Source organism: Micromonospora sp. HNM0581 (genome assembly GCF_012726175.1).
Classification (GTDB): Bacteria; Actinomycetota; Actinomycetes; order Mycobacteriales; family Micromonosporaceae; genus Micromonospora.
This window is the reverse complement of record NZ_JAASAD010000050.1, coordinates 1-2,623: the sequence shown is the minus strand read 5'-3', so window position 1 is coordinate 2,623 and position 2,623 is coordinate 1. Positions and strand designations below refer to the sequence as shown.

At 73.4% G+C, this 2,623-nt stretch carries 1 protein-coding gene; it reads right to left on the bottom strand.

Going from position 1 to position 2,623, the window contains the following annotated elements:
• Positions 1-2,623 (bottom strand): type I polyketide synthase (locus HCA58_RS22995; RefSeq protein WP_169600138.1); only part of this gene is annotated, 2,623 nt, incomplete at both ends.

The window sequence follows — 2,623 nt, the reverse complement described above, 5'->3', positions numbered from 1 at the left end:
TACGACGCGCATCCGACAACCGCTCCAACACCAACACACCGACACCCTCGGCCCATCCGGTGCCGTCGGCGTCGTCGGAGAACGACTTGCAGCGGCCGTCCGGGGCGAGTCCCCGTTGCCGGCTGAACGCCACGAACGGGGTGGGGTTCGCCATCACCAGCACACCGCCGGCGATGGCGGTGGCGCACTCTCCCGCGCGCAGCGCCTGACTGGCGAGATGCAGGGCGACCAGGGATGAGGAGCAGGCGGTGTCGACGGTCATCGAGGGCCCCTCGAAGCCGAGGGCGTACGACACCCGGCCGGAGATCACCGACGCGCTACTGCCGGTGCTCAGGTACGCCTCCGACTCGGCGGGGGCGAGGCCCAGCAGGTCTCCGTAGTCCTGGGCGCCGGAGCCGACGAACACGCCGACCGGGCTGCCGCGCAGCGCCTCGGGGTTCATCCCGGCCCGCTCACACGCCTCCCAGGTGACTTCGAGCATGAGCCGCTGTTGCGGGTCCATGGCGATCGCCTCCCGGGGCGAGATGCCGAAGAACCCGGCGTCGAACGCGCCCGCGTCGTAGACGAAACCACCGGAGCGCACGTAGCTGGTGCCGGGCTGGTCCGGGTCGGCGTCGAAGAGCGCATCGGCGTCCCAGCCCCGGTCGACGGGAAACGCGCTGATCGCGTCGGTGCCGGTGGCGACGAGCTGCCACAGGTCCTCCGGGGACCGGACGCCGCCCGGGTAACGACAGCTCATGCCGATGATGGCGATCGGCTCGTCGGGGGTGAGCCCGGCGGTGGTCGACGTGACGGTGGGTGCGACGGCGGTGCCGACGAGTTCGTCGTACAGGTGGCGGGCCAACACGGCCGGGGTCGGGTGATCGTAGACCATGGTGGCGGGTAGGCGCAGCCCGACGGCCTCGCCCACGGCGTTGCGCAGCTCCACCGCGGTCAGCGAGTCGAAGCCGAGTTCCCGGAACGGCCGCTGGACGTCGACGGTGGTGGTGGCGTCGTATCCGAGGACGGCCGCGACGTGGGTGCAAACGGTGTCCAGCAGGTACGGCAGCCGGTCGGCGTCGGGCAGGTCGGCCAGCACGGAGGTGTCGCGCGGCCGGGCCGGCGCGGTGGCCACCGTGTTCTGTTGGGCGTCGGGGAGCGCGGCGAGCAGCGGCCGGGTCCGGGCCAGGGTGTAGATCGGGGTGAACCGGGTCCAGTCGATGTCGGTGACCACGAGGTGGCTCTCGTCGTGGTCGAGGACCTGCTGCAACGCGCTGAGGGCGAGGCGCGGTTCCATCGGCGGGGTGCCCTGGCGCAGCAGCTGTTCGGTGGCCTGGTCGTCGACCATGCCGCCGCCACCCCAGGTGCCCCAGGCGACGGAGGTGGCGGTACGGCCCCGGCGGCGACGCTGGTGGGCGAGGGCGTCGAGCCAGGCGTTGCCGGTGCCGTACGCGGCCTGCCCGGCGCTGCCCCAGACGGCCGCGCCGGAGGCGAAAAGGACGAACGCGTCGAGCGGCCGGTCGGCGAGCAGCGCATCGAGGTGGGTGGCGCCGAGCACCTTGGCCCGGCACACGTAGGCGAAGTCGTCGAGGTCGGTCTCGCCGAGCGGGGCGGCGTCGCCCAGCACCCCGGCGGCGTGGAAGACGGCGGTCAGGTCGTCGCCGATCCCGTCGAGAAGCGTGGCGACCGCGTCGCGGTCGGTCACGTCGCAGGCGACAACCTGAACGCCGGGTAGGCGGGCAGCGAGGTCGGCGACGCCGGGGGCGGCCGGGCCGCGTCGGCTGGCCAGTACGACCTTTTCGGCGCCCTGGTCGAGGAGCCATTCGCTGAGCTGTACGCCGATGCCGCCGGTGCCGCCGGTGACCAGGACGGCGCCGGTGGGTCGCCACCGCCGGTCTGGGTTCCCGGCGACGGGCCAGCGGATCATCCGTCGGCCGAGCACCCCGCCCGTACGCAGGGCGACCTGGTCCTCGCCGCCGTCGGCGAGTACGTCGACGAGTCGGTCGAGGGTGTCGGGCGTCCAGTCGGCGGGTAGGTCGGCCAGGCCACCCCACCAGCCGGGGTAGTCGAGGGACAGGACGGTGCCGAGCCCCCAGAGCCCGGCCTGCGCGGCGTGCGGCAGGTCCTCGTACGGGTCGACGGCGACGGCACCGGAGGTGAGGCACCAGAGTCGGCCGGTGAAGTCGGCGGCGGCGAGGGTGTGCACCAGGCGTACGGTGCCGGTGACTCCGGCGGAGAGCCCGGCGTCGAGGGTGTCCGAGGTGTCGTCGAGGCCGAGCAACGATACGACCCCGGCGGGGATGTCACGGTCGGTGAGCGCGGTGTCGGTGAGCCGGACGACGGTCGCGCCGCGGGCGGTGAGCGCGTCGGCCACGGCGGTGGCGCGGGGGTCGTCGGTGAGGGTGTCCGGTGTGACGACCCACCAGTCGCCGGTCAGGTGCCGTCCGGTGGTGACGTCGGTGGCCCGCCACACCACTCGGTACCGCCAGTCGTCGGTGGCGCCGGCCGGTGCGGCGGTGGGGGCGTCGAGCCAGTAGCGCTGGTGCTGGAAGGCGTAGGTGGGTAGGTCGACCTGCCGCCCGCCCGGATGGATGGCCGCCCAGTCCAGGTCGACACCACTGATCCACGCCCGCGCCATCCCAGT